Annotated in this window: 16 protein-coding genes; 9 read left to right on the forward strand and 7 right to left on the reverse strand. The window is 71.3% G+C overall.

Features of this window, described 5'->3' with window-relative positions; translation table 11 throughout:
• Positions 1-301 precede the first annotated feature (301 nt).
• The 5 genes from hisC (at position 302) to IH50_RS0103730 (ending at position 8,861) form a co-directional block, all read left to right on the forward strand.
• The gene (gene hisC / locus IH50_RS0103710; RefSeq protein ID WP_030857152.1) at positions 302-1,381 is read left to right on the forward strand and encodes a histidinol-phosphate transaminase; all 1,080 of its coding nucleotides are present in this window, start codon (positions 302-304) and stop codon (positions 1,379-1,381) included.
• Between the two features lie 239 nt (positions 1,382-1,620).
• Positions 1,621-3,126, forward strand: a complete 1,506-nt coding sequence (locus tag IH50_RS0103715; RefSeq protein WP_030857154.1) for a cytochrome ubiquinol oxidase subunit I — start codon at positions 1,621-1,623, stop codon at positions 3,124-3,126.
• 20 nt (positions 3,127-3,146) lie between these two features.
• Positions 3,147-4,151: a cytochrome d ubiquinol oxidase subunit II gene (cydB, locus tag IH50_RS0103720; RefSeq protein WP_030857156.1), complete on the forward strand. Its 1,005-nt coding sequence runs from the start codon at positions 3,147-3,149 to the stop codon at positions 4,149-4,151.
• Positions 4,152-4,164: 13 nt separating this feature from the next.
• Complete coding sequence (gene cydD / locus IH50_RS0103725; protein WP_030857158.1) at positions 4,165-7,659, forward strand: thiol reductant ABC exporter subunit CydD; 3,495 nt, start codon at positions 4,165-4,167, stop codon at positions 7,657-7,659.
• Between the two features lie 149 nt (positions 7,660-7,808).
• Complete coding sequence (locus tag IH50_RS0103730) at positions 7,809-8,861, forward strand: M23 family metallopeptidase (protein WP_030857160.1); 1,053 nt, start codon at positions 7,809-7,811, stop codon at positions 8,859-8,861.
• A 1-nt stretch (position 8,862) separates the two neighbouring features.
• Here the strand turns inward: IH50_RS0103730 and IH50_RS0103735 are convergent, their stop codons facing one another.
• From IH50_RS0103735 to IH50_RS0103750, 4 genes are all read right to left on the reverse strand, one after another.
• Complete coding sequence (locus tag IH50_RS0103735) at positions 8,863-9,750, reverse strand: HAD family hydrolase (protein ID WP_199822035.1); 888 nt, start codon at positions 9,748-9,750, stop codon at positions 8,863-8,865.
• A gap of 87 nt (positions 9,751-9,837) precedes the next feature.
• Positions 9,838-10,740: an LLM class flavin-dependent oxidoreductase gene (locus tag IH50_RS0103740; protein WP_030857164.1), complete on the reverse strand. Its 903-nt coding sequence runs from the start codon at positions 10,738-10,740 to the stop codon at positions 9,838-9,840.
• A 62-nt stretch (positions 10,741-10,802) separates the two neighbouring features.
• Positions 10,803-11,351, reverse strand: coding sequence for an RNA 2'-phosphotransferase (locus IH50_RS0103745; RefSeq protein ID WP_030857165.1), 549 nt, complete (start codon positions 11,349-11,351; stop codon positions 10,803-10,805).
• Positions 11,352-11,513: 162 nt separating this feature from the next.
• Positions 11,514-13,274, reverse strand: a complete 1,761-nt coding sequence (locus IH50_RS0103750) for an SDR family oxidoreductase (RefSeq protein ID WP_030857167.1) — start codon at positions 13,272-13,274, stop codon at positions 11,514-11,516.
• 159 nt (positions 13,275-13,433) lie between these two features.
• On the opposite strand from IH50_RS0103750, the gene IH50_RS0103755 reads away from it, so the two are divergent.
• From IH50_RS0103755 to IH50_RS0103770, 4 genes are read left to right on the forward strand one after another with little or no spacing between them, the layout of a single operon-like run.
• Complete coding sequence (locus IH50_RS0103755) at positions 13,434-14,417, forward strand: ABC transporter ATP-binding protein (protein WP_078913830.1); 984 nt, start codon at positions 13,434-13,436, stop codon at positions 14,415-14,417.
• Positions 14,407-15,321: a membrane protein gene (locus IH50_RS0103760; protein ID WP_030857171.1), complete on the forward strand. Its 915-nt coding sequence runs from the start codon at positions 14,407-14,409 to the stop codon at positions 15,319-15,321. Before IH50_RS0103755 ends, IH50_RS0103760 begins: the two co-directional genes overlap by 11 nt.
• The gene (locus IH50_RS0103765; RefSeq protein ID WP_030857174.1) at positions 15,318-16,229 is read left to right on the forward strand and encodes an ABC transporter ATP-binding protein; all 912 of its coding nucleotides are present in this window, start codon (positions 15,318-15,320) and stop codon (positions 16,227-16,229) included. The genes IH50_RS0103760 and IH50_RS0103765 overlap by 4 nt, the downstream gene beginning before the upstream one ends.
• Positions 16,230-16,239: 10 nt before the next feature.
• On the forward strand, positions 16,240-16,959 hold the full coding sequence (locus IH50_RS0103770) for an ABC transporter permease subunit (RefSeq protein ID WP_030857176.1): 720 nt from the start codon (positions 16,240-16,242) through the stop codon (positions 16,957-16,959).
• Between the two features lie 417 nt (positions 16,960-17,376).
• On the opposite strand, the gene IH50_RS0103775 is transcribed toward IH50_RS0103770, so the two are convergent.
• From IH50_RS0103775 to pheA, 3 genes are all read right to left on the reverse strand, one after another.
• Positions 17,377-18,186, reverse strand: coding sequence for an HAD family hydrolase (locus IH50_RS0103775; protein ID WP_030857178.1), 810 nt, complete (start codon positions 18,184-18,186; stop codon positions 17,377-17,379).
• Positions 18,183-19,460, reverse strand: a complete 1,278-nt coding sequence (gene serS / locus IH50_RS0103780) for a serine--tRNA ligase (RefSeq protein ID WP_037871938.1) — start codon at positions 19,458-19,460, stop codon at positions 18,183-18,185. Before serS ends, IH50_RS0103775 begins: the two co-directional genes overlap by 4 nt.
• A gap of 537 nt (positions 19,461-19,997) precedes the next feature.
• Positions 19,998-20,930 carry a prephenate dehydratase gene (gene pheA / locus IH50_RS0103785; RefSeq protein WP_030857182.1) on the reverse strand — a complete coding sequence of 311 codons (933 nt, stop codon included), beginning with the start codon at positions 20,928-20,930 and terminating at the stop codon, positions 19,998-20,000.
• Positions 20,931-20,935: the final 5 nt, after the last annotated feature.

The following is a 20,935-nucleotide window of genomic DNA, read 5'->3' on the forward strand; positions in this document are numbered from 1 at the left end:
GTGTCGGCGCATGCGAGCCTGCCGTGGGTGCGATGTTGCGAAGAGGTCTCAACTCACCTGCACGGGGGACGCGCGCCACGGCGCAAGCCACCGGCGCGTAGATATATGTGCAGCGCGCCCCTGGCCCGCACGCCATTCGTACACCTTCGGGTTACGTTGCCCTTGTTGCCGCTGTGACGTACGAGGCAGGCGTGGGCATCCGGCGCTCCTCTACGCAGCGGCGTCGAATCCTCTTAAGGTGAGCAGTATTGGATGTCGGCGGCGGACACGGGTGCCGCCGGTCTTCGCGAGGAGGACTGCGGTGAGCGAGACGAGCCCCAAGCTGCGCGCCGAGCTGGAGGGGATCCCCACGTACAAACCGGGCAAGCCGGCGGCGGCCGACGGACCGGTGGCGTACAAGCTGTCCTCCAACGAGAACCCCTATCCGCCGCTGCCGGGCGTGATGGAGACCGTGACGGCCGCGGCGTCCTCCTTCAACCGGTACCCGGACATGGCCTGTACGGCGCTGACGGCCGAGCTGTCCGAGCGCTTCGGCGTCCCGGTGTCCCACGTGGCCACCGGCACCGGATCGGTCGGTGTCGCCCAGCAGCTGGTGCAGGCCACGGCGGGTCCGGGCGACGAGGTGATCTACGCCTGGCGGTCCTTCGAGGCGTACCCGATCATCACGCAGATCAGCGGCGCCACCTCGGTCAAGGTGCCGCTGACCCCGGGCGATGTGCACGACCTGGACGCGATGGCCGGGGCGATCACCGACCGGACCCGGCTCGTCTTCGTCTGCAACCCCAACAACCCGACCGGCACGGTCGTGCGACGGGCCGAGCTGGAGCGCTTCCTCGACCGGGTGCCGGGCGATGTCCTGGTGGTGCTCGACGAGGCCTACCGCGAGTTCATCCGGGACACCGAGGTGCCGGACGGCGTCGAGATCTACCGGGAGCGGCCCAACGTCTGCGTCCTGCGGACCTTCTCCAAGGCGTACGGCCTGGCGGGGCTGCGCGTCGGTTTCGCCATCGCCCACGAGCCGGTGGCGGCGGCGCTGCGCAAGACGGCGGTGCCGTTCGGGGTGAGCCAGATCGCCCAGGACGCGGCGATCGCCTCGCTGCGCGCCGAGGACGAGCTGATCGGCCGGGTCGGCTCGCTGGTCTGTGAGCGCAACCGCGTGATGGACGCGCTGCGGGACCAGGGCTGGACGGTGCCCGAGACCCAGGCCAACTTCGTCTGGCTGCGGCTGGGGGAGCGCACGGCGGCGTTCGCGCAGACGTGCGAGCAGGCGGGTGTGGTCGTCCGGCCGTTCCCCGGGGAGGGCGTGCGGGTCACGGTCGGCGAGACCGAGGCGAACGACATCTTCCTGAAGGCGGCGGAAGGCTTCCGTAAGCAGCTCTGACCAGCGTGTACGTCCAGGCGGCCGGCGGCTTGTCCGCCGGCCGCCTTCGTGTGTGCCGGAAGTGCGCGCAGTGGGGTCGACGTCACAGGGGACCCCCCTTCCCGGTCAGAAAAACGGTAGGTCATAATTGCTTGTGAATGTGAACGCTTTCACAAGCGCATCCCGTTTTCCTCCGAGATGTCGGGGACGAACGGGATCAAGCAGGCCGCCGCGACCACGGCGAAGTAAGGAGCGACGACGTGGATCTGGCTCTGGCGCCGGAGACCCTGGCGCGATGGCAGTTCGGTATCACCACCGTCTACCACTTCCTCTTCGTTCCCCTGACGATCTCGCTCGCCGCCCTCACCGCGGGGCTGCAGACCGCCTGGGTGCGCACGGAGAAGGAGAAGTACCTCAAGGCGACGAAGTTCTGGGGCAAGCTCTTCCTGATCAACATCGCGATGGGTGTGGTCACCGGCATCGTGCAGGAGTTCCAGTTCGGCATGAACTGGTCCGACTACTCGCGGTTCGTCGGTGACGTCTTCGGTGCTCCGCTCGCCTTCGAGGCCCTGATCGCCTTCTTCTTCGAGTCCACCTTCATCGGCCTGTGGATCTTCGGCTGGGACAAGCTGCCCAAGAGGATCCACCTGGCCTGCATCTGGATGGTCTCGATCGGCACCCTGCTGTCGGCGTACTTCATCCTCGCCGCCAACTCCTGGATGCAGCACCCGGTCGGCTACCGGATCAACGAGGAGAAGGGCCGCGCCGAGCTCACCGACTTCTGGCTGGTGCTCACCCAGAACACCACCCTCAACCAGGTCTTCCACAGCTTCTCGGCGGCCTTCCTCACGGGCGGCGCCTTCATGGTCGGCATCGCCGCCTTCCACCTGATGCGCAGGAAGCACATCCCGGTGATGCGGACCTCGCTCCGGCTCGGCCTGGTGACCCTGGCGGTCGGCGGTCTGCTCACCGCGGTCAGCGGCGACACCCTCGGCAAGGTCATGTACGAGCAGCAGCCGATGAAGATGGCCGCCGCCGAGGCCCTGTGGGACGGCGAGGAACCGGCGCCGTTCTCCGTGTTCGCCTACGGCGACGTCGACCAGGGCCACAACAAGGTCGCCCTGGAGATCCCCGGCCTGCTGTCCTTCCTGGCCCACAGCGACTTCGAGTCGTACGTGCCCGGCATCAACGACACCAACGAGGCCCTCCGGGAGAAGTTCGGCCCCGGCGACTACAAGCCCATCGTCCCGGTCGCCTACTGGGGCTTCCGCTGGATGATCGGCTTCGGCATGGCCTCCTTCACGCTCGGCCTCCTCGGGCTGTGGCTCACCCGCAAGAAGTTCCTGCTGCCGGCCGCCCACCGCACCGGCGAGGACGAGGTCCCGCGCCTGGTACTGCTGAAGCAGCCCCTCGGATCCCGGCTCACCCGGCTCTACTGGCTCCTCGCGCTGTGGACCATGGCGTTCCCGCTGATCGCCAACGCCTGGGGCTGGATCTTCACCGAGATGGGCCGGCAGCCCTGGGTGGTCTACGGCGTCATGCAGACCCGGGACGCGGTCTCCCCCGGCGTCTCCACCGCCGAGGTCCTCACCTCGATGTCCGTCTTCACCCTGCTCTACGCCGTCCTGGCCGTCATCGAGGTCAAGCTGCTCGTCAAGTACGTCAAGGCGGGCCCGCCCGAGCTCAGCGACTCCGACCTCAACCCGCCCACGAAGCTCGGCGGCGACCTCCGTGACGCCGACAAGCCGATGGCCTTCTCGTACTAGGCCGAGGGAGCTGCACCGTCATGGAACTGCACGACGTCTGGTTCGTCCTGATCGCCGTCCTGTGGACCGGCTACTTCTTCCTGGAGGGCTTCGACTTCGGGGTCGGCGTCCTCACCAAGCTGCTCGCCCGGGACCGCGCCGAGAAGCGGGTGTTGATCAACACCATCGGCCCCGTCTGGGACGGCAACGAGGTGTGGCTGCTCACGGCCGGCGGCGCGACCTTCGCCGCCTTCCCCGAGTGGTACGCCACGCTCTTCTCCGGCTTCTACCTGCCGCTGCTGCTCATCCTGGTCTGCCTGATCGTCCGCGGTGTCGCCTTCGAGTACCGGGTGAAGCGGCCGGAGGAGAACTGGCAGCGCAACTGGGAGACGGCGATCTTCTGGACCTCGCTGCTCCCGGCCTTCCTGTGGGGCGTGGCCTTCGGGAACATCGTGCACGGCGTGAAGATCGACGCCGAGTTCGAGTACGTGGGGAACGTCGGTGACCTGCTCAACCCGTACGCGCTGCTGGGCGGTCTGGTCACCCTGACACTGTTCACCTTCCACGGCACGGTGTTCACGGCGCTGAAGACGGTCGGTGATATCCGGGAGCGGGCGCGGAGGCTGGCCCTGCGCGTCGGCCTCGTCACCGCCGCACTGGCCTCGGCCTTCCTGCTGTGGACACAGGCCGACCGCGGCGACGGCACCAGCCTGGTCGCGCTGGTCGTGGCGGTCGCCGCGCTGGTCGCCGCCCTGCTGGCGAACCAGGCGGGTCGCGAGGGATGGTCGTTCACCCTGTCCGGCCTCACCATCGTGGCCGCCGTGGCGATGCTCTTCCTGACGCTCTTCCCGAACGTCATGCCGTCCACGCTGGACGCCGACTGGAGCCTGACCGTCACCAACGCCTCCTCCAGCCCCTACACCCTGAAGATCATGACCTGGCTCGCAGTGATCGCCACACCGGTGGTGCTGCTCTACCAGGGCTGGACGTACTGGGTGTTCCGCAAGCGGATCGGCACCCAGCACATCGCCGACCCCGTGCACTGAGGGTGTGTTTCACGTGAAACCGATCGACCCGCGCCTGCTCCGGTACGCCCGCGCCACCCGTGGCTTCCTGGTGGCGGTCGTCGGCCTGGGCGCCATGGGCGCGGTGCTGGTCATCGCCCAGGCCATGCTCATTGCCGAGGTCGTGGTGGGCGCGTTCCGAGACGGACGGTCCGCCGCCGATCTCGGCACTCCCCTGCTGCTCCTCGTCGTCGTCGCACTCGGCCGCGGTCTGGTCGGCTGGCTGACCGAGCTGGCCGCGCACCGGGCGAGCGCCGTGGTCAAGTCGGAGCTGCGGGGGCGGCTGCTGGAGCGGGCGACGGCGCTGGGGCCGGGGTGGCTGGACGGTCAGCGCACCGGATCGCTGGTCGCGCTGGCCACCCGGGGGGTCGACGCCCTCGACGGCTACTTCTCGCGCTACCTTCCCCAGCTGGGGCTCGCGGTGGTCGTCCCGGTGGCGGTGCTGGCGCGGATCGTCACCGAGGAGTGGGTCTCGGCGGCGATCATCGTGGGCACCCTGCCGCTCATCCCGGTCTTCATGGTGCTGATCGGCTGGGCCACCCAGTCCCGGATGGACCGCCAGTGGCTGGTGCTGTCCCGGCTGTCCGGCCACTTCCTGGACGTCGTCGCCGGACTGCCGACGCTGAAGGTCTTCGGACGGGCCAAGGCGCAGGCGGAGTCGATCCGCCGGATCACCGACGAGTACCGGCGGGCGACCATGCGGACGCTGCGGATCGCCTTCATCTCCTCCTTCACACTGGAACTGCTCGCCACACTGTCGGTGGCGCTGGTCGCGGTGACGATCGGCATGCGGCTCGTCCACGGCGAACTGGACCTCTACACCGGCCTGATCGTCCTGATCCTGGCGCCCGAGGCCTATCTGCCGCTGCGGCAGGTCGGCGCCCAGTACCACGCGGCGGCGGAGGGCCTCGGGGCGGCGGAGGACATCTTCTCGGTGCTGGAGACGCCCGTGCCCGCGCCGGGGACGGCGGCGGTGCCGACGGGCGCCCTCGCCTTCGAGGACGTGACGGTCCGCCATCCCGGCCGGTCCACGGACGCGGTGACGGACGTGTCCTTCACCGTCGCCCCCGGGGAGACGGTCGCGCTCGTCGGACCGAGCGGCGCGGGCAAGTCGACCCTGCTGAGCGTGCTGCTCGGGTTCGTCCGCCCCACCGGGGGCCGGGTGCGGATCGGGGGAGCCGACCTCGCCGGACTCGACCTCGCCGAGTGGCACGCCCGCGTCGCCTGGGTGCCGCAACGGCCGCACCTGTACGCGGGGACGATCACCGAGAACGTGCGGCTGGCCCGCCCCGACGCGGACGACGACGCCGTGCGGCGCGCCCTGCGGGACGCCGGGGCGCTGGAGTTCGTGGACGCGCTGCCCGACGGCGCCGAAACCGTGCTCGGCGAGGACGGGACGGGACTGTCGGCCGGGCAGCGGCAGCGTCTGGCACTGGCCCGGGCGTTCCTCGCGGACCGGCCCGTCCTGCTCCTCGACGAGCCGACGGCGTCGCTGGACGGCGCCACCGAGGCCGATGTCGTGGCGGCGGTACGGCGGCTGGCCGCCGGACGGACGGTGCTGCTCGTGGTGCACCGGCCGGCGCTGCTGGCCGTCGCGGACCGGGTGGTGCGGCTCGCCGGACCGGCTCCCGCGGGCGTCCACGGGGAGCCCGTACGCCGGGCGGCCGGCCCCGTGCCGGCCGCGGAAGCCGCTTCCGTACCGGCCGGCGGGCCCGCCGAATCCGAGGCGGCCACGGTCCCGGGCGGTGTCCTCGCCCGCGTCCGTGCCCTGTCCGGCGCCCGGCGGGGGAGGATCACCCTCGCGCTGTTGCTCGGCACCCTCGCCCTGGGCAGTGCCGTCGGGCTCATGGCGACCTCCGGGTGGCTCATCTCCCGGGCCTCGCAGCAGCCGCCCGTGCTGTATCTGATGATGGCCGTGACGGCGACCCGCGCCTTCGGCATCGGCCGGGCCGTGTTCCGCTACGCCGAGCGGCTCGTGTCGCACGACGCCGTGCTGCGCATGCTGGCCGACACCCGCGTCGCGGTGTACCGGCGCCTGGAGCGGCTGGCGCCCGCCGGACTGCGCGGCGCCCGCCGGGGCGACCTGCTCTCCCGGCTGGTCTCCGACGTGGACGCGCTCCAGGACTACTGGCTGCGCTGGCTGCTGCCGGCCGGTGCGGCCGTCGCCGTCTCCGCCCTGACCGTCGGCTTCACCGCCTGGCTGCTGCCCGAGGCGGGCGCCGTGCTCGCGGCCGGGCTCCTCGCGGCGGGCGTCGGCGTGCCCCTGCTGACCTCTGCTGTGGCCCGCCGCGCGGAACGCAGGCTGGCACCGGCGCGGGGCGTCCTCGCGACCCGCGTGACCGATCTGCTCACCGGTACCGCGGAGCTGACCGTCGCCGGTGCCCTGCCCGCGCGGGCCGCCGAGACCCGCCGGGCCGACGGCACACTCACCCGGATCGCCTCGCGCGCCGCCACCGCCACCGCCCTCGGCGACGGGCTCACCGCGATGGTCTCAGGACTGACCGTGGCGGCCGCCGCCCTCGCCGGCGTCCAGGCCGTGGCCGCCGGCCGGCTGGACGGTGTGGCCCTCGCCGTCGTCGTCCTCACCCCGCTGGCCGCGTTCGAGGCCGTCCTCGGGATGCCGCTCGCCGTGCAGTACCGGCAGCGGGTGCGCCGCAGCGCCGAGCGCGTGTACGAGGTCCTGGACGCCCCGGTCCCCGTGCGGGAGCCCCGGACGCCCCGGCAGGCACCCGCCTCGCCGTTCCCGCTCGTGGTCAAGGGGCTGGCCGCCCGACACCCCGGACAGGACCGGGACGCGCTCGCCGGGGTGGACCTGACGCTGGAACGGGGCCGCCGGATCGCGGTGGTCGGCCCGTCCGGCTCCGGGAAGACGACCCTCGCGCAGGCGCTGCTGCGGTTCCTGGACCCGGACGCGGGCGCCTACACCCTGGCCGGGGTGGACGCGTACGCCCTGGACGGCGACGACGTGCGGCGGCTGGTCGGACTGTGCGCGCAGGACGCGCACCTCTTCAACAGCTCGGTACGGGAGAACCTGCTGCTCGCCAGGAAGGACGCGACCGAGGACGAGCTGCGCGACGCTCTTCGCCGGGCCCGGCTGCTGGAGTGGACCGACGGCCTGCCCGACGGAATCGACACGCTCGTCGGCGAGCACGGGGCGCGGCTGTCCGGCGGGCAGCGGCAACGGCTGGCGCTCGCCCGGGCGCTGCTCGCGGACTTCCCCGTGCTGGTGCTGGACGAACCCGCCGAACACCTCGACCTGCCGACCGCCGACGCGCTCACCGCCGACCTGCTGGCCGCCACCGAGGGCCGTACGACGCTGCTTATCACCCACCGGCTGGCCGGTCTGGAGGCGGTGGACGAGGTTCTCGTGCTGGACGAGGGACGGGTGGTGCAGCGCGGTCCGTACGCCGAACTGGTGGCCGCGGCCGGTCCGTTGCGGGCGATGGCGCGCAGGGAGGAGCAGGCGGGTCTCCTGGTGGCGGCACGCTAGCCCGGTGAACACCTTCCGCGTGACGGCACGTCAAACGTGTCGGGAAGGACGGCTGTTCGGCGGTATCGCTGGTCCGTACGGGGCCAGTGGTCCCCCATGTGTACGACATGAACAGGACCGTGCGCCGGGGCGGGGCCAGGATCGCAGTCATGCGCTTCACCCGCCGTCATCCGCTGCTCACCGCCGTGCTGCTGTGCGCGCTCGCCGTGGTCGCCGCCCGGCCCGCCGACGGCGACCACGTCCCCGGACACGGTGCGGCGTCCGGCGTCAGCGCGGAGGTGGCGCGGCTGTACGAGGAAGCGGCGGCGGCGACGGAGCGGTACGAGGCCGGTCTGCGCGAGGCCGAGAAGCAGCGGGCCGGGGCGCGGCTGCTGGAGGAGCGGCTCGAGAGGGAGCGGCGGGAGACGGCGGTGCTGCGCAAGGACCTGGGCCGGATCGCGAGCTCCCAGTACCGGGACGGCGGCGGACTGCCGCTCACCGCGCACCTGCTGCTCGCCGACGACCCCGAGGAGTTGATGCGCGGCCAGCGGGTGGTGCGGCAGGCGGAGGTGTCGCTCGACAAGGCGATCGGCAGGAGCGAACGGGCCGAGGCCCGGCTCGCCCGCGACGAGGCGAAGGCCGCGGCGGCGTGGAAGGAGCTGGAGGAGCGGAACACGGAACTCGCCGCCCTGCGGCAGGGCATCGAGCGGAAGCTCGAAGCGGCGCGGTGGAAGCTCCAGGGCCAGGCGGACGCCTCCGTCGCGGCCGGCGCCTGCCGCGGCGCGGTCCGCCTCGACCAGCCGGAGACACGGTTCACCACCGGCTGGGTGGCGCCGGTGGAGACGTACGAACTGTCCGCCTCCTACGGCAGCGGCGGCGCCCGGTGGGCGAACCGGCACACCGGGCAGGACTTCGCGGTGCCGATCGGCACACCGGTGCGGGCCGTGGGTGCGGGGAAGGTGGTGAGGGTGTCCTGCGGGGGCGCCTTCGGCATCGCGATCGTGGTCCGGCACGCGGACGGCTACTACACGCAGTACGCCCATCTTGCCGCCGTCGCCGTCGACCAGGGGGAGCGGGTCGCGCCCGGACAGTGGATCGGCCAGTCCGGCACCAGCGGCAACTCCACGGGCCCGCACCTGCACTTCGAGGTGCGGGTCACGCCGGAGACGGGGTCGGCGGTGGATCCCGTGGCATGGCTGGAGCGGCACGGGGTGCCGCTCTGAGCTACGCGTGCTCCTCCAGCAGCCGCTCGATCACCACGGCCACCCCGTCGTCGTTGTTGGCGACCGTGCGGCCCGAGGCGGCGGCGATCACGTCCGGGTGGGCGTTGCCCATCGCGTAGGAACGGCCGGCCCAGGTCAGCATCTCGACGTCGTTCGGCATGTCACCGAAGGCGACCACCTCCTCGTGCGAGATGCCGCGCTCGGCACAGCACAGGGCGAGCGTGCTGGCCTTGGACACCTCGGGGCCGCTGATCTCCAGCAGGGCGCTGGGGCTGGAGCGGGTGACGTTGGCGCGGTCGCCGACGGCGAGCCGGGCCAGGGTGAGGAAGGCGTCGGGGTCGAGCTCGGGGTGGTGGGCGAGGATCTTGAGCACCGGCTCGCCGGCGGTGGGGGAGTCCGGGGCCAGCAGCTCCTCGGCGGGAGCGAGCGCGTCCGGGACCTCCATGTGCAGCTTCGGGTACGCCGGCTCCTGGTTAAAGCCGTAGGTCTGCTCCACGGCGTACACCGTGCCCGGCGCCGCCTCGCGCAGCAGCCGTACGGCGTCCAGCGCGTTCTTCCGGGGCAGCTCGCGCACCTTCACGAAGCGGTGCGCGCCGGGGCCGCCGTGCAGATCGACGACGGCCGCGCCGTTGCCGCAGATGGCGAGCCCGTGGCCGTGGACGTGGTCGCTGACGACGTCCATCCAGCGGGCCGGGCGGCCGGTGACGAAGAAGACCTCGACGCCCGCCTCCTCGGCGGCGGCGAGCGCGGCGACGGTGCGCGGGGACACCGACTTGTCGTCGCGCAGCAGGGTGCCGTCGAGGTCGGTGGCGATGAGCCGCGGTCGGGTGGGGGCTGCCTGGGTCTCGGGCTGTCGGGTCGCTGAGGTCACCCGGCCATTGTCCCGCATATGCCCGCACGACCGTGCGAGACTCCGCACATCTGAGTGGTTACCGTCGTCACCAGCGGTCCTTCCCGTGCCCTGGGACAGCGAGGGTCACCGGAGCTGCGCCGGCGCCTCCATGGCGATCCGTTCGAAGACCTTCTGGTCCGCGGCGAAGTCCGAGCCGGGGATGGGCCAGTGGATCACGATCTCGGTGAAGCCCAGCTCGGCATGGCGGCCCGCGAAGTCGACGAAGGCGTCCAGGGACTCCAGTGGACGGCCCCGGTCCGGGGTGAATCCGGTGAGCAGGATCTTGTCCAGCCCGGTCACGTCCCGGCCCAGCTCGGCGCAGGCGTCGGCGAGCTTCTCCGCCTGACCGCGAATGGCCTGAACCGACTGCTCGGGCGTGCCGTTCTCGTACAGCCGGGGATCGCCCGTGGTCACCCAGGCCTGCCCGTGGCGTGCCGCGAGCCGCAGTCCGCGCGGTCCGGTGGCCGCCACGGCGAACGGCAGCCGGGGCCGCTGCACACAGCCCGGAATGTTGCGCGCCTCGTGCGCCGCGTAGAAGTCCCCCTCGTACGACACCGAGTCCTCGGTGAGCAGCCGGTCGAGCAGCGGCACGAACTCGGCGAAGCGGTCGGCGCGCTCGCGGGGCGTCCAGGGATCCTGGCCGAGCGCTGTGGCGTCGAAGCCGGTGCCGCCCGCGCCGATCCCGAGCGTGACGCGCCCGCCGGAGATGTCGTCGAGGGAGATGAGGTCCTTGGCGAGGGTCACCGGGTGCCGGAAGTTCGGCGAGGTCACCAGCGTACCCAGCCGCATCCGGTCGGTCACGGCCGCGGCGGCGGTCAAGGTGGGAACGGCGCCGAACCAGGGACCGTCCCGGAAGGTGCGCCAGGACAGGTGGTCGTAGGTGTACCCCGTGTGGAAGCCGAGCTCCTCGGCGCGCACCCACGCCGAACGGCTGCCCTCGTGCCAGCGGCGGTACGGGAGGATCACGGTGCTCAGGCGCAGAGTCATACCCCGAGCCTATGCGGCGAGCCGTGTTTCACGTGAAACGATCACGCCGTTCCTGGTCCGTCTCAGTGGCCCGCGGGAAACCGCAGGTACCGGCTCGGTACGGCCCGGGTCAGCCACACGCCGTTGGCGCTCACGTGGAAGACATGGCCGTCGCGGTGCATGGCGGCCGCGTCCACGGACAGCACGACCGGGCGGCCCCGGCGGGCGCCGACGCGGGTCGCCGTCTCGCGGTCGGCGGAGAGGTGTACATCGTGCCGGTTCATGGGCCGCAGCCCCTCGGCGCGGATCGCCTCCAGGTTCCGGGCGACGGTGCCGTGGTACAGGTACGCCGGTGGGACGGCCGGTGCCAGTCCGAGGTCGACCTCGACGCTGTGTCCCTGGCTGGCGCGGATCCGGGTGCCCTCGACGGCGAAGCGCCGCTTGTCGTTGGTGGCGACGACGTGGTCCAGTTCCTCCCGGGTGAACCGGAAGCCGTGCGCGGACGCGGCGGCGATCAGCGCCTCGATCTCGACCCAGCCACCCTCGTCGAGGGTCAGCCCGATCCTCTCGGGCTGATGGCGCAGATGCTTGGAGAGGTACTTCGACACCTTCACGGTGCGTCTTTCATCCATCCGTTCAGCTTGCCGGGAGAGACGCACGTCACGCGATCGATTTAGCTCCGGAGGTTTGATCCACAGCCAAGTGCGTTTATCCACAGGGGAATTGATGCTCTCTGTGGACAACCTGCCCCGCGTCGACCTGCCCCGCGTCGACCGGCCACCCACCGGCCACCCTCACATCGGCGGCTTCACCCGCGCGATCCTCCGCAGCACCCCCGGCATCCACCGCGACAGCGCGTACGCGGTCCACGCCTCCGCGGTGACCGGCACCACCGCCTCGTCACGCACCACCGCCCGCAGGATCGCGGCGGCGACCTTCTCCGGCGGATAGTTCCGCAGCCCGTACAGGCGTGCCGCCCGCTTCCGCAGCCGCCCCTCCTCCTCGGCGTCCGCGCCCGCGAAACGCGCGGTGGAGGTGATGGAGGTGTTCACGAACCCGGGGCACACCGCCGTCACACCGATGTCCCGGCCCGCCAGCTCCGCCCGCAGGCACTCGCTCAGCATCAGCACCGCCGCCTTGGACGTGCTGTAGGCCGGCAGCGCCCTGGACGGCTGGAACGCCGCCGCCGAGGCGACGTTGACGATGTGACCGCCCTGTCCGCGCTCGGCCATCCGCCGCCCGAAGAGCCGGCAGCCGTGGAGCACCCCCCACAGATTGACGTCGAGGACCTCCCTCCAGTCCTCCGGGGTGGTGGCGAAGAAGGAGCCGCCCAGCCCGATGCCGGCGTTGTTCACCAGGACGTCCACCACGCCGTACTCGGTGGTGACCCGTTCGGCGAGCTTCTCCATGGCCTGTTCGTCGGACACGTCCACCGTCTCCGCCCAGGCCGCCGCCGCTCCGCGACCGCGGGCCTCCCCGGCGGTACGGGCCGCGGCCTCCGCGTCCCGGTCGACCGCCAGCACGCGCGCGCCCGCCTCCGCGAACGCGAGCGCGGTCGCCCGCCCGATGCCGCTGCCCGCCCCCGTGACCAGGACGAGCTGCCCGCCGAAGCGGTCGGCGTACCGGCCCGGAGCCGTCACCTCCGGCCGGCCGTCCTCCACGGACGCCACGAACTCGCCGATCCACGTCGCCAGCAGGTCGGGGCGGGTGCGCGGAATCCAGTGCCCGGCCGGCAGTGTCCGCCGGGTCAGCCGCGGCACCCACCGCTCCAGGTCCTCGTGGAGCCGCTCCGAGAGGAACGCGTCCCCCAGCGGCGTGATGAGCTGCACGGGCGCGTGCGCGTGGGCGTCGGCGCGCGGGCTGCGCAGCCGGGGCCGCACATTGTCCCGGTAGAGCCAGGCCCCGTGGGCCGCGTCCGACGGCAGGGACGGGGCCGGGTAGCCGCCGCCGGCGGGCACCTTCTCGACACGCTCCAGGATCCGCGGCCAGCGTCTGCCCAGGGGACCGCGCCAGGCGAGCTCGGGCAGCACGGGCGTGTGCAGCAGGTACACGTACCAGGACTTGGCGCCCTGGCCCAGCAACTGGGCGACCCGGCGCGGGGTGGGCCGCTTCAGACGGCGGCTGATCCAGTGCCCGAAGTGGTCGAGCGACGGCCCCGACATCGACGTGAAGGAGGCGATCCGCCCCGCGGTGCGCCCGACCGTGACGAACTCCCAGGACTGCACCGAACCCCAGTCGTGTCCCACCAGATGCACCGGCCGGTCCGGACTGACCGCGTCGGCGACGGCCAGGAAGTCGTCGGTCAGCTTCTCCAGGGTGAACCCGCCGCGCAGCGGACGCGGTGCCGTGGACCGGCCGTGGCCCCGGACGTCGTACGCCACGACGTGGAAACGCCCGGCGAGCCGGGGCGCGACCTCCGACCACACCTCCTTGCTGTCCGGATAGCCGTGCACCAGGACGACCACCGGCCGCCCGCGCTCACCCAGCTCGGCCACGCACAGCTCGACCCCGCCCGTACGCACCCGCCGCTCCCGCGCACCCCTCAGTCCCGTCACACCGGCGAATGTGGCAGTCGCCGCAGGCCCCGTCAACGGCGCCCCGGAGCCTGTGCGTAACTCTCAGGCAGGTCTCCCCCTACGGGCCCGTACGACTCCAGGCGGACGCCAAGACGGCTCTCCGGTCTGACGACCGGAGTGGTACGGGTCACTAGTGTCATGGACGTGACTGTGATCGCGACCGAAAGCCTGAGCAAGCGGTTCCCCCGGGTGACCGCTCTTGACCGGCTCTCCGTGGACGTCGGGCCCGGTGTGACCGGACTCGTCGGAGCCAATGGAGCCGGCAAGTCCACACTGATCAAGATCCTGCTGGGTCTGTCCCCCGCCACCGAGGGCCGCGCCGAAGTACTCGGACTAGACGTCGCCACCGAGGGCGCCGCCATCCGCGAACGGGTCGGCTACATGCCGGAGCACGACTGCCTGCCGCCGGACGTCTCGGCCACCGAGTTCGTCGTCCACATGGCACGCATGTCCGGCCTGCCGCCCACCGCCGCGCGGGAGCGCACCGCGGACACCCTGCGCCACGTCGGCCTCTACGAGGAGCGCTACCGCCCCATGGGCGGCTACTCCACCGGCATGAAGCAGCGCGTGAAGCTCGCGCAGGCCCTCGTGCACGACCCCCAGCTGGTCTTCCTGGACGAGCCCACCAACGGCCTCGACCCGGTCGGCCGCGACGAGATGCTCGGCCTGATTCGCCGCATCCACACCGACTTCGGCATCTCGGTCCTGGTCACCTCCCACCTGCTGGGCGAACTGGAGCGCACCTGCGACCACGTCGTGGTCGTCGACGGCGGCAAGCTGCTGCGCTCCAGCTCCACCACGGACTTCACCCAGAACACCACGACCCTCGCGATCGAGGTCACCGACACCGACGAGCACCCGGACGGCACCCGCGCGGTGCGCGACGCGCTCCACGCGCGCGGGGTGACCGTCGAGGACGGCAGCGGACTGCCGGGCGCCGGACACATCCTGCTGCTCACCGCGCAGGGCGAGGACACCTACGACCTGGTCCGGGACGTCATCGCGGACCTCGGCCTCGGCCTGGTGCGCATGGAACAGCGCCGGCACCACATCTCCGAGGTCTTCAAGGACGACGTGGACAGCGGCGCGCAGCGGAAGGAGGCGGTCGGCCATGGCAACTGAGCAGTCCACGCGGACACCGGCCACCGCATCGGGTGACACCCGTATCCACAACATCGGCTACCGCTCCTACGACGGCCCCCGCCTCGGCCGCTCCTACGCCAGGCTCTCGCTGTACTCGCAGTCCCTGCGCGGCGCCTACGGCCTCGGCCGCTCGGTGAAGTCCAAGGTGCTGCCGATGCTGCTGTTCGTGGTGATGTGCGTGCCCGCCGCCATCATGGTGGCCGTCGCCGTCGCCACCAAGGCCAAGGACCTGCCCGTCGACTACACCCGCTACGCGATCATCATGCAGGCCGTCATCAGCCTGTACGTCGCCTCGCAGGCACCCCAGTCCGTCTCCCGCGACCTGCGCTTCAAGACCGTACCGCTGTACTTCTCGCGGCCCATCGAGACCGCCGACTACGTACGCGCCAAGTTCGCCGCGCTGGCGTCGGCCCTGTTCATCCTCACCGCCGCCCCCCTGCTCGTGCTGTACATCGGCGCCCTGCTGGCCAAGCTCGACTTCACCGACCAGACCAAGGGATTCGCACAGGGACTCGTCTCCGTGGCACTGCTCTCGCTGCTCTTCGCCGGCATCGGCCTGGTCATCGCCGCCGTCACCCCGCGCCGCGGCTTCGGCATCGCGGCCGTCATCGCCGTCCTGACCATCACCTACGGCGCGGTCTCCACCCTCCAGGCGATCGCCGACGTCCAGAGCAGCGGCGACGCCATCGCCTGGATCGGCCTGTTCTCGCCGATCACCCTCATCGACGGCGTGCAGTCCGCCTTCCTGGGCGCGACCTCCGCCTTCCCCGGCGGAGTGGGCCCGACCAACGCCGAGGGCGTCGTCTACGTCCTGTTCACCCTCGGCCTGATCGCCGCGAGCTACGGCCTCCTGGTGCGTCGCTACAAGAAGGTGGGATTGTGACCACGCTCAGCATCGACCACGTCTCCCGCTGGTTCGGCAACGTGGTCGCCGTCAACGACATCACCATGACCATCGGCCCCGGCGTCACCGGCCTGCTCGGCCCCAACGGCGCCGGCAAGTCCACCCTCATCAACATGATGGGCGGCTTCCTCGCCCCCTCCACCGGCACCGTCACCCTCGACGGACAGCAGGTGTGGCGCAACGAGGCCATCTACCAGCACATCGGCATCGTCCCCGAACGCGAGGCGATGTACGACTTCCTCACCGGCCGCGAATTCGTTCTCGCCAACGCCGAACTCCATGGCCTGGGAGCCAAGGCGGCACAGAAGGCGCTCGCCACGGTCGAGATGGAGTACGCGCAGGACCGCAAGATCGCCACCTACTCCAAGGGCATGCGGCAGCGCGTGAAGATGGCGTCCGCGCTGGTCCACCAGCCGTCGCTGCTCCTCCTGGACGAACCGTTCAACGGCATGGACCCGCGCCAGCGCATGCAGCTCATGGACCTGCTGCGGCGCATGGGCGACGAGGGCCGCACCGTGCTGTTCTCCTCCCACATCCTCGAAGAGGTCGAACAGCTCGCCTGGCACATCGAGGTCGTCGTCGCCGGCCGGCACGCGGCCAGCGGCGACTTCCGCCGGATCCGCCGCCTGATGACGGACCGCCCGCACCGCTACCTGGTGCGCTCCAGCGACGACCGCGCCCTCGCGGCCGCGCTGATCGCCGACCCGTCGACGTCCGGCATCGAGGTCGACCACGCCGAGGGCGCGCTGCGCATCCAGGCCGTCGACTTCGGCCGCTTCACCGCCCTGCTGCCGAAGGTCGCGCGCGAGCACGGCATCCGGCTGCTCACGGTCTCGCCCTCCGACGAGTCCCTCGAGTCCGTCTTCTCGTATCTCGTCGCCGCGTAGGAGGCCGAAGATGTACGACCCCACAGTCGCCCGGCTCACCTACCGGGCCCTGCTCGGCCGGCGCCGGGCCCTCATCCTGGGCGCCCTGCCCCTGCTGCTGATCGCGATCTCCCTGGCGGTGCGCGCCCTCGCCGGCGCCGACGACCAGACCGCGGCCGACATCCTCGGCGGGCTCGCGCTCGCCACCATGGTGCCGATCATCGGCGTCATCGCCGGAACCGGGGCCATCGGCCCCGAGATCGACGACGGCTCGGTGGTGTACCTGCTGTCCAAGCCGATCAAGCGGCCGACCATCATCTACACCAAGCTGATCGTCGCGATCGCCGTCACCATGGTGTTCTCGGCGGTGCCCACGCTGATCGCGGGCTTCATCCTGAACGGCAACGGCCAGCAGGTCGCCGTCGCCTACACCGTGGCCGCGCTGGTCGCCTCCATCGCGTACGCGGCGCTCTTCCTGCTGCTCGGCACGGTCTCCCGGCACGCGGTGGTGTTCGGGCTGGTCTACGCGCTGGTCTGGGAGGCGCTGTTCGGCTCCCTGGTGTCCGGCGCGCGCACGCTGAGCGTCCAGCAGTGGGCGCTGGCCGTGGCGCAGAAGGTCTCCGGCGGCGACCTGGTCACCTCGGACGTGGGCCTGACGACCGCGACGGTGCTGCTGGCCGCGGTCACCGTGCTGGCCACCTGGTACGCCGGGCAGAAGCTGCGGTCGCTGACGCTCGCCGGCGAGGAGTGAGACGCGGGGACCGGTGAGTCCCGTTTTATTCGGTGGCGCCGGACTTGCCCGGCGGGCAGAGTGGTCGTGTCCGCATCGCCGGGAAGGTCCGGCGTCATCGGCTGGGAGAGGAGCGGGACGACGCCCGTGCACGGCGGTACGTCCCCCTCCCGTGAGGGCAGCCCGCGGCGGTCTCCGGAGTGATCCCTACCGCTCCGTCGAGTCCGCTCCGCACGGGGAGCTGCCCGGGGCGGCCGCTTCGAGCACGCGACGCGTGTCGCGTGGGCCGCCCTTCCCTGCTTTCGCCTCTTCAGAGGCGTGCGGCCGGGCGGGTGGGGGTGCGCAACCCGGTGCCGCGAGGTGCCGGTGCGCCCACCCGTGCCGCCGGGGCACCTCCCAGGCCCTTCAGGCACCGGGGGAGGCACGATCCGCCCGCGCTTACGACGCCAGCAGCCGTTCCAGGACCAGCGCGATGCCGTCCTCCTCGTTGGAGGTGGTCACCTCGTCGGCCACCGCCTTCAGTTCCCCGTGCGCGTTGGCCATGGCCACGCTGTGGGCGGACCAGGCGAACATCGGGATGTCGTTGGGCATGTCGCCGAAGGCGATCGTCTCCGCGGCCTTCACGCCCAGCCGGCGCGCCGCCAGGGACAGCCCCGTGGCCTTCGACAGGCCGAGCGGGAGCAGTTCGACGATGCCCTCGCCCGCCATGGTGACGGTGACGAACCCGCCCGCCGCGCGGGTGGCCGCGTCGGCGAGCTCGTCCGAGGTCAGATCCGGGTGCTGGATGTACAGCTTGTTCAGCGGTGCCGTCCACAGGTCCGACGCGTCCGTGAACGGCGTCGCGGGCAGCCCGCCCACGACCTCGTAACCGGGACCGACCAGCACCTCGCCGTCCAGCCCGTCGCGGCTCGCCGCCAGGTGCAGCGGACCGACCTCCGCCTCGATCTTCGCCAGCGCCACCCCGGCCAGCTGCCGGTCCAGGGTCACCGACGTCAGCAGGCGGTGCGCCCCGGCGTCGTACACCTGGGCGCCCTGGCCGCAGACGGCGAGCCCCTCGTAGCCGAGGTCGTCGAGTATGGGGCGGGTCCAGGGCACCGCGCGGCCGGTGACGACGATGTGCGCGGCGCCCGCCGCGGTGGCCGCGGCGAGCGCGTCACGGGTGCGGCGGGAGACCGAGTGGTCGCCCCGCAGCAGCGTGCCGTCGAGATCGGTGGCGATGAGCCGGTACGGGAAGGGGGCGGTGCTCACTTGGTGACCGGCTCCAGGATCTCCCGGCCGCCCAGGTACGGACGCAGCACCTCCGGCACGCGCACGGAACCGTCGGCCTGCTGGTGGTTCTCCAGGATCGCCACGATCGTGCGCGGTACGGCGCACAGCGTGCCGTTGAGCGTGGCCAGCGGGCGCACCTTCTTGTCCTCACGGACGCGGATCGACAGCCGGCGCGACTGGAACTCGGTGCAGTCCGAGGTCGAGGTCAGCTCGCGGTACTTGCCCTGGGTCGGGATCCACGCCTCGCAGTCGTACTTGCGCGCGGCCGAGGAGCCCAGGTCGCCCGAGGCGACGTCGATCACGCGGAACGGCAGCTCCAGCGAGGTCAGCCACTGCTTCTCCCACTCCAGCAGCCGCTGGTGCTCCGCCTGGGAGTCCTCCGGGGCGACGTACGAGAACATCTCGACCTTGTCGAACTGGTGCACGCGGAAGATGCCCCGGGTGTCCTTGCCGTGCGAGCCGGCCTCGCGGCGGAAGCAGGGCGAGAAGCCCGCGTACCGCAGCGGCAGCCGGTCGGCGTCGATGATCTCGTCCATGTGGTACGCGGCCAGCGCCACCTCGGACGTGCCGACCAGGTAGAGGTCGTCCTTGTCGAGGTGGTAGACGTCCTGGGCCGCCTGGCCGAGGAACCCGGTGCCCGCCATCGACTGGGGGCGCACCAGCGCGGGGGTCAGCATCGGCGTGAAGCCGGCGGCCGTGGCCTGCGCCATCGCGGCGTTCACCAGGGCGAGCTCGAGCAGCGCGCCGACGCCGGTCAGGAAGTAGAAGCGGGAGCCCGAGACCTTGGCGCCGCGCTCGACGTCGATGGCGCCGAGGAGCTGGCCCAGCTCCAGGTGGTCCTTGGGCGCGAAGCCCTCGGCGTCGAAGTCACGGATGCTGCCGTGCGTCTCCAGCGTGACGAAGTCCTCCTCGCCGCCGACGGGTACGTCGGGGTGGACGAGGTTGCTCAGCTTGAGCAGCAGGTCCTGGGTCTCGGTCGCGGCGGCGTCGCGGTCGGCGTCGGCCGCCTTGACGTCGGCGGCGAGCTGGCCGGCCCGCTTCAGCAGCTCGGCCTTCTCGTCACCGGCGGCCTTGGGGATGAGCTTGCCGAGCGACTTCTGCTCGGCGCGCAGCTCGTCGAAGCGGACGCCGGACGACCTGCGCCGCTCGTCGGCAGACAGGAGGGCGTCGACGAGCGCGACGTCCTCTCCACGGGCGCGCTGAGAAGCGCGCACACGGTCGGGGTCCTCACGAAGCAGGCGAAGGTCAATCACGCGGTCAAGGCTACCGGTGCGGGGTGACGCCTCACGACTCACTATTGCGGTGCGGTCGCGCACGTTCCGTTATGGGGTGATTACGCGGAATGTTCCGCAAGGTCAATGAATGGGGCGCTCCCCCTGGAACGGGTCAGTTCGCGGGACGCGGGTTGACCGGGATCCCTTGTGCGGCACGGAACTTGGGCCTCGGTTTTCCACAGGCATCCACATACTCGGGAAGTTATCCACAGGTTGTGGGGAAGATCTGTGGACTGCGGAATTGATCGCTCCGAAACGTCTGATCAAAGCCGAGGATTCCCAGGACAAACTCCCTTCCTCCCCACTTTTGAGTGGAAAAGACTCACTCCAAAGGGTTGACCAAAGGAAAAGGGTGGACGAAGGGGGATGTGCGGGGCGATGAACGAGGTCATGCCCTGGGGAGCGATGTGTCGACAGGATGGGGCTCCGGTGTCGACTTGTCCCCAGATGAAGAAGCAGACCTGTGGATAACTCCTGTGGATAACGAAAATCAGCAGGTAAGACCGGCCGGTTCCGTCAGAACCGCCCGTCCTGGCACCGCGCGACCCACTCCGCCGCCCCCACGAACTCCTCGTCCGATGTCCCGGGGAACGGCGGCCGTACCTCCCCGGGGTGTACATCCGCACGCGGATACGAACCAAGGAAGCGCACCTGCAGGCAGATGCGCTTGAGCCCCGTCAGCGCCTCGGCCATCCGGCGGTCCGAGATATGCCCCTCGGCGTCGACGCAGAAGCAGTAGTTGCCGATCCCGGCACCGGTCGGCCGGGACTGGAGCAGCATCAGGTTGATGCCACGGGTGGCGAACTCACCCAGCAGGTCGCGCAGCCCGCCGGGGTGGTCGTCGCGCTGCCACAGGACGACGGAGGTCTTGTCGGCCCCCGTGGGCGCGGCGGGCCGGGCCGGGCGGCCCACCAGCACGAACCGGGTCTGGGCGTTCTCCGCGTCGTGGATCTCCGTCTCCAGGGCCTCCAGGCCGTATCGGGCGGCGGCGAACTCACCGGCGAAGGCGGCGTCGTACCGGCCCTCCTGGACCAGTCGCGCGCCGTCCGCGTTGGAGGCGGCCGACTCCCAGACGGCGTCCGGGAGGTGCGTCCTGAGCCAGTTGCGGACCTGCGGCTGGGCGGCCGGGTGGGCGGTGACCGTCTTGATGTCCGACAGCTTGGTGCCCGGACGGACGAGCAGCGCGAAGGTGATCGACAGCAGCACCTCGCGGTAGATCGTCAGCGGGGTGCCCGCGACCAGCTCGTCGAGGGTGGTGGTGATACCGCCCTCGACGGAGTTCTCGATGGGGACGAACGCGGCCTCGGCCTCGCCGACGCGCACCGCGTCGAGCGCGGACTGCACGGACACGTACGGGATCAGCTCACGGGTGGCCGCCTCGGGAAGCGTGCGCAGGGCGACTTCGGTGAAGGTGCCCTCTGGGCCGAGATACGCATAGCTCGCTGGCATGACCT

This window comes from Streptomyces sp. NRRL S-37, from assembly GCF_000721605.1.
Lineage (GTDB): Bacteria > Actinomycetota > Actinomycetes > Streptomycetales > Streptomycetaceae > Streptomyces.